The 248-nt window shown below is 59.3% G+C and carries 1 pseudogene; it reads left to right on the forward strand.

From position 1 onward, the window contains the following. Positions 1-18: 18 nt before the first annotated feature. Positions 19-248 (forward strand): annotated as a pseudogene (locus tag SB822_RS59590) (sugar ABC transporter permease YjfF); the annotation flags it as partial.

Here is a 248-nt window from a genome sequence, read left to right on the forward strand (position 1 = left end):
TTCGCAGCGTGGGCGCATATCGTCGATCCGCGCACCTTGCCCATCGCGGTTACGATCCTGCTGTTCTGCGCGCTGTTCGGCTTCGGCTCGGTCATGTACACCGGCTTTTTCTCGTGGCAGGTGCTGCTCGATCTACTGGTGGATAACGCGTTCCTGCTGATTGTCGCCATCGGCATGACGTTCGTGATCGTGTCGGGCGGGATCGATCTGTCCGTCGGTTCCGTCGTTGCGCTCACTACGATTGTAGA

The sequence above is a fragment of the Paraburkholderia sp. SIMBA_054 genome, from assembly GCF_046534875.1.
Taxonomy (GTDB): Bacteria; Pseudomonadota; Gammaproteobacteria; order Burkholderiales; family Burkholderiaceae; genus Paraburkholderia; species Paraburkholderia hospita.